The organism is Nocardioides alcanivorans (assembly GCF_021555175.1).
Classification (GTDB): Bacteria; Actinomycetota; Actinomycetes; order Propionibacteriales; family Nocardioidaceae; genus Nocardioides; species Nocardioides alcanivorans.
Map to the genome: position 1 here is coordinate 1 of NZ_JAKGRW010000055.1, position 6,219 is coordinate 6,219.

The following is a 6,219-nucleotide window of genomic DNA, read 5'->3' on the forward strand; positions in this document are numbered from 1 at the left end:
CTGACCTATCCGGCGACGTGGCACCTCAACGCCGGCTACACCCCGGCACGTACCCGGCACTCCGCACACCCGTCGTTGGTGCCGTTCCAGGCATTCGAGGCCAAGGACGGCTGGTTCGTCGTGGGTTGCGCCAAGGAGAAGTTCTGGACCCGGTTGGCCGAGGCCGTCGGTCACCCCGAATGGGCCGAGGAGGGCTCGCCCTACGCCAACTTCTCGTTGCGCCAGCAGAACCAGGCCGAGCTCACCGACAAGCTCGAGGAGATCTTCCGCACCCGCACCGTCGACGAGTGGCTGGGTGAGTTCTATCCGGCCCGCATCCCGTGCGGCCCCATCAACGACGTGCCCGCTGCCCTGCGCGAGGAGCACACCGTTGCCCGGGACCTCATCGTCGAGACGGAGCATCCGCGCTACGGCACGGTCAAGCAGGTCGCCTCCCCGGTACGGGTGGGCGATGAGCGGCCCGAGTATCGCCGGGCGCCGCTGCGCAACGAGCACTTCGAGCAGGTGCTGCGCGACGTGGCCGGCTACGACGACGCGAAGGTCGCTGCACTCGCTGCTGACGGTGCCTTCGGTGCCGGCCGGCCGCCGCACGGCCATCCGACACCCGAGCAAGAGGCGGCGGCGCGATGATCGCACCGGCGTTGGCGCGTTGGGTCGTCTCGACGGGAGACATCCCCGTCGAGGTGCGGCGTGCCGCGCAGCGCCACCTCTTCGACGGCCTGGGCACCGCACTCGGCGCCTTGCGGACCGGCCAGGTCCCTGCTGCCGTGCCGGTCGCCACAGATCTGGGCGGACCACCCGAGGCCACGATCTGGGGGCAACCGGACAAGGTGTCGGCACCGGCAGCCGGTCTGGCCAACGGCTCGCTCGTGCATGCGCTCGACTTCGACGACACCCACGCCGGTGGCCTGATCCACGCCACCGCCGTCGTTCTCCCCGCCGCGCTCGCCGTCGGTGAGCAGGTGCGGGCGACGGGTGCCGACGTGCTGGAGGCCGCGGTCGTCGGCTACGAGGTCGCCTGTCGGGTCGCGGCCGCCGCACCCAACGGCTTCCACGCCCGCGGACTGCACTCCACGATGGCTGCCGGGGTCTTCTCGTCGGCTGCCGTCACCGCGCGACTCCTCGGAATGGACCTGGCCCAGACCACCAACGCGCTCGGCATCGCCGGGAGCCAGGCCGGTGGCCTGCTCGCCTTCCTCGCCACCGGCGCCTCCACCAAGCAGCTCCATCCTGGCTTCGCGTCGCAGTCCGGCATCCTCGCCGCGCGGCTGGCGGCAGCCGGAGCGACCGGCCCGGAGACGGTCTTCGACGGCCCGCACGGCCTCTACGACACGTTGGTCGACGGCCCCGCCGACCCGGCCTCCATCGTGGCCGACCTCGGAGTGCGTTGGGAGACCACGCGCATCGGCATCAAGCCCTACCCGGCCTGCCAGCTCTCGCACGCCACGCTGGACGCAGTGCGCGACGCCCGTGCCCGGCGCCCGTTCGAGGTCACCGAGGTCGTGCGGCTCACCGCGCAGGTGCATCCCGACTCAGCTGCCGTGGTCTGCGACGCGACCCGTGACCTCACCCGCCCGGCCAGCGACTACGCCGCGAAGTTCTCGCTGCCGTGGAGCGTGGCTGCACTGCTCGTCGACGGGTCCGTCGGCCTCGACACGTTCGAGGAGGTCTCGATCCGCCGACCCGAGGTCGCCGACCTGGCTGGCCGCGTCGTCGTCGAGATCACCGTGCCTGACGGCGTGGCTGCCGACGCACCGGGCGACGTACGCATCGAGTTGGCCGACGGCACGACCGTCACCGGTCACGTCGACCGCAGCGCCGGCGGCCCCGACAACCCGCTCACCGACGCCCTGCTCATCGAGAAGGCCACCGGCCTGGCCGGTATCGACGCCACCCCGCTCTTCGCGGCGCTCGCCGTGCTCGACGACCAACCTGACCTGACCGCCCTGCTGGCGGTCCTCGACTCCCTGGCTCCGCACTGAAGGATGGATTCCCTGTGACCCTGCAAGCGATCACGCCCACCGAGTTCCCGTGGTTCCCCTACGAGGGGTTCACCTTCTGCCTGGGGCTGACCGAGGGTGACACCGCCTGGACCTCCGGTCACACCTCGGCCCGTCACGATCCGGACATCGGCAAGATGACCGTCGAGGGCACCATGGAGCAGCAGGCGCGGATCGCCTACGAGAAGTGTCTGGCGATCCTCGCCGCGGCAGGCTTCGGTCCCGAAGACGTCACGCGGGTCAGCGAGAACGTCACCATCGCGGGCCTGCCGCACTACGAGACCGCCGCCGGCGTGCGGCGGGAACTGCTGGGGGATCGGCCCACCGTGCGAACCGTCGTGGTCGAGCGGCTGGTCCGCAGGGCCGCGTGGCTCGAGGTCGAGCTCCACACGGTCAAGGGCGGTGGCCGGCAGTTGCGCGCGGCCAGCGAGGCGCGCGACGCCGGCACCTGGCAGCGATCCGCCGTGACCGAGGGCCAGGACGAGACCGTCTACCTCCCCACTTCGGTTCCGATCGACGCGAACGGTGAGGTCGTCTTCCCCGGTGACTTCGTGTCGCAGTACCGCTACTGCCTCGAGCAGGCCGGTGTGATGCTGGAGAAGGTCGGGCTCAGCCTCGGTCATGCGGTCACCACCTACGACTACTCACTGCCCGAGGTGCGCTCCGTCTATCGCGGCACCCACAAGGTGCGCAAGGAGCTGCTCGGCAACAACGAGGGTGGGGTCTATCCGGGTGCCGGCGGCATCTTGATGTCGCGGTTGCACGCGCCGGGTCAGCTGGTCGCGATCGACGTCACCGCGTCGCGGCACCCGCTCGAGCTCGTGAACCCGGGCTGGTCGCGCTACGACACGCTCACCTATGCGCCGGGGGTGAAGGCCGGGCGGACGCTCTTCATGTCGGGCTTCGCGGCCCTCGACATGGAGACCCAGCAGGCGATGCACGCCGACGACATCGGCAAGCAGGCCGAGACGACGTACGGCGCCATCCTGCACCTGCTCGAGCACGCAGGACTCGGACCAGCCGACCTGCTCGAGACGACCGAGTACTGCGTCGAGTCGGCCGTGGGCGACTATCGGGCCGTGGCCGACGTACGTGAGCAGTTGCTCGGACCGCCGTGGCCCGCCTCGACCGGCGCACTGTGCCACAGCCTGCTGCGCGACGAGTTCAAGCTCGAGGTCTTCCCGACCGCGCTCTACCCTGCGGGTGAGGCTGCGTCCGCCTCAGAGGAGGGCTGATGAGCAACTCGCTCCTGACCGAGGAGGTGCTGGCGCTCAAGGGCCGCACGGTGACCTACACCGCTCCGGACCCGGCGGGTGCCGCAGCCGGTCGCTACTTCGGCCTGGCCATCGGGGACGACAACCCGCTCTACTCCGATGCCGGCTTCGCGAAGGAGCAGGGCCTGCGGGGTGTCACCTGGCCGCCGACACTGATCTGCGAGACCAACCAGTACGCCGACCTGCCGATCGACCGCGACGGCTATGCCGGTCACACCTGGGGGCTCGACCTGCCGGGCACCCGGCAGGTGCGTGGGGGCAACTCCTATGTCTTCCACCGCCGGGTCCGCCCCGACGACATGATCGTCGCCACCTGGTCGATCGATGACGTCGTCGGCAAGGTCAACGGCCGCGGCCACGAGATGGTGATCATCACCTCCACCGCCCGCTACGCCACGGCCGAGGGCGAGCCGCTCGCGGAGAACACCGAGACGATCATCTTCGTCGGACTGGAGCAGAAGAGCGAGGGAGGCAAGGCATGAGCATCGACCACGCCGCAATCGCAGTCGGTGACGTCGTCCCGCCGCTGGAACGCACCATCAGCCTCACCGACATGGTCGCCTACGCCGGTGCCACGTGGGACTGGTACCGCTCGCACTACGATCCCGAGTTCGTCGCCGCCGCGAAGCTGCCGGCGCCGATGGTCGACGGCCAGGTCTTCGGTGCACTGCTCGTCGAGCAGCTGCAGGACTGGCTCGGACCGCAGTCGTTCGTGCGCGAGCTCGCCTTCACCTTCAAGAACCTCGTCTTCGCCGGCGAGACCGTGCGCTGCGAGGGTTCGGTGACCGAGGTCGGAGACGACCGGCTCACCGCGGAGCTGCGGGTCGTGGTCGTGGCGGCGGACGGAAGCGCGGGCCGTCTGGCAGCCGGAGCCGGGCGTGCCGTCGTACTCCTCGGTACCGCCGACGGACCGGGGGCCACCTCGTGAGCACCAGCGTCGCCATCGTCGGCGCAGCCGAGTGCGACCTCGGGGTGACCGACAAGTCGATCCTCACGTTGCAATCGCAAGCAGTGACGCGGGCTCTCGCCGACGCCGGCCTCACCCTGGCCGATGTCGACGGCATCGCCACCAACGGCATCTCGCGCTTCTCCGCCACCCAACTGGCCGACTACCTCGGCGTCGTACCCACGTGGACCGACTCGACCTTTGCCGGTGGCAGCGCCTTCGAGCTCTACCTGGCCCGCGCCACCCAGGCGATCCAGGCTGGGCAGGCGAGCGTCGTGGTCATCTCCTTCGCCTCCAACCAGCGCTCTGCCAGGTCGCGCAAGATGGGCGGCGTCCACGAACCGTGGATCCCCGAGGCGCAGTTCGAAGAGCCCTACGACGTGCTCTATCCGCTCTCCTACTACGCGATGGCGGCGCAGTCCTACCTGCACCGATACGGCGGCACCCGCGAACAGCTCGCGGAGATCGCGATCGCCGCCCGCGAATGGGCCCTGCTCAACCCGGCGGCCTTCCGCCACGGCAAGGGGTCGTTGTCGGTGGCCGATGTCGTCGAGTCACCGATGATCTCGTCGCCCCTGTCCGCCGCCGACTGCTGCCTGGTCACCGACGGCGGCGGCGCGGTCGTCGTGACCTCGTTGGAGCGGGCGCGCGACCTGGCCAGGACGCCCGTCGAGGTGCTCGGGTACGGCGAGCGCACCACCAACACCTCCTTCACCGCCGTCGACGACCTCGCGGTGCCGGGAGCGCGGGGAGCGGCGCAGGACGCCTACGCCCGTGCGGGCATCACCCCTGCCGACATCGACGTCGTCGAGGTCTATGACTCCTTCACCATCACCGCCGCGTTGAGCGTCGAGGCGCTCGGCCTGTGCGGTGAGGGCGAGGCGCTCGACTTCATCCAGGGCGGTCGGATCCGGCCCGGCGGCTCGCTGCCCTTCAACACCTCCGGTGGTGGGCTCTCCTACTGCCACCCCGGTCAGTACGGCGTGCTGCTGCTCGTCGAGGCCGTTCGACAACTACGCGGCGAGTGCGGCGCGCGGCAGGTCGCCGACGCCGAGATCGCCGTTGCCCACGGCACCGGAGGAATCCTGTCCACGCATGCGACCGTCGTCCTGGGGGTTGACCGATGAGCGAGCTCCAGACCGAGTGGATCCCGGGCGAGGTGCCGCCGGCCGACGAGAACAGCGCCGACTACTGGGAGGCGACGCGTGAGCACCTGCTGACGGCGCAGTCGTGCACGTCGTGCGGCCGGGTGCAGCACCCACCGCGGGCAGTGTGCACGGGCTGCGGCTCGATGGAGCACCTGGAGCAGATCGCGGCTGCGGGCACCGGCACCATCGACAGCTTCACCCTCGTGCACCGCGCGCCGAGGCCAGAACTTGTGACGCCGTACGTGGTTGCCCGGGTTCGGCTGGCCGAGGGGCCGATCGTGCTGAGCCGGCTCGAGCCGGCTGTGCCGGGCGACGGGTGGCAGATCGGCGACCCGGTCGCCGTTGCCTGGCGCGACCTGCCCGACGGACGGGCGCTTCCGTACTACCGGCCCGCAGGGGCCACCGACGATGGGGAGAACTGATGGATTTCCAGCTCGACGAGGACCAGCGCGAGTTCAAGGCACTGCTGCGTCAGTTCGTGGACAACGAGATCGTCCCGGTCGCCCGGGAGTGGGGAACAGGCCGGCCGCTACCCGACCGAGATCGTCAAGGGCATGGCCGACATGGGCCTCTTCGGCATCACCGTGCCGGAGGAGTACGGCGGCCTCGACCTGGACCCGGTGTCGTTCGCCTTGGTCTTCGAGGAGATCGCCCGCGGCTGGATGGGCGTTGCAGGCATCCTCGGCTCGCATTCGCTTGCCTGCCGGCTGATCGCGATGCACGGCACCGAGGAGCAGAAGCAGAAGTATCTGCCTGACCTGGCGACCGGCAAGCGGCGTACGGGCATCGGTCTCACCGAGCCGGACGCCGGCACCGACCTGCAGGGCATCCGCACCACCGCTCGGTTGGTC

General features: G+C 70.2%; 8 protein-coding genes. All 8 read left to right on the top strand.

Annotated elements, in window-relative coordinates; genetic code table 11:
- Positions 1-630: CoA transferase (locus L1066_RS23565; protein ID WP_235738794.1), on the top strand; the 630-nt coding region annotated here is incomplete at its 5' end.
- Positions 627-1,982 (top strand): MmgE/PrpD family protein, encoded by a 1,356-nt coding sequence (locus L1066_RS23570; protein WP_235738795.1) that lies wholly within the window; start codon positions 627-629, stop codon positions 1,980-1,982. The genes L1066_RS23565 and L1066_RS23570, both read left to right, overlap by 4 nt.
- 14 nt (positions 1,983-1,996) lie before the next feature.
- On the top strand, positions 1,997-3,235 hold the full coding sequence (locus L1066_RS23575) for a RidA family protein (protein ID WP_235738796.1): 1,239 nt from the start codon (positions 1,997-1,999) through the stop codon (positions 3,233-3,235).
- Positions 3,235-3,756, top strand: coding sequence for an FAS1-like dehydratase domain-containing protein (locus tag L1066_RS23580; protein WP_235738797.1), 522 nt, complete (start codon positions 3,235-3,237; stop codon positions 3,754-3,756). Before L1066_RS23575 ends, L1066_RS23580 begins: the two co-directional genes overlap by 1 nt.
- Entirely contained in the window at positions 3,753-4,202 is a 450-nt protein-coding gene (locus L1066_RS23585; RefSeq protein ID WP_235738798.1) for a MaoC family dehydratase, read from the top strand. The genes L1066_RS23580 and L1066_RS23585 overlap by 4 nt, the downstream gene beginning before the upstream one ends.
- The gene (locus tag L1066_RS23590) at positions 4,199-5,347 is read left to right on the top strand and encodes an acetyl-CoA acetyltransferase (RefSeq protein ID WP_235738799.1); all 1,149 of its coding nucleotides are present in this window, start codon (positions 4,199-4,201) and stop codon (positions 5,345-5,347) included. Before L1066_RS23585 ends, L1066_RS23590 begins: the two co-directional genes overlap by 4 nt.
- Positions 5,344-5,790, top strand: coding sequence for a Zn-ribbon domain-containing OB-fold protein (locus L1066_RS23595; protein WP_235738800.1), 447 nt, complete (start codon positions 5,344-5,346; stop codon positions 5,788-5,790). The genes L1066_RS23590 and L1066_RS23595 overlap by 4 nt, the downstream gene beginning before the upstream one ends.
- Before the next feature lie 132 nt (positions 5,791-5,922).
- Positions 5,923-6,219 (top strand): acyl-CoA dehydrogenase family protein (locus tag L1066_RS23600; protein WP_235738801.1); only part of this gene is annotated, 297 nt, incomplete at its 3' end.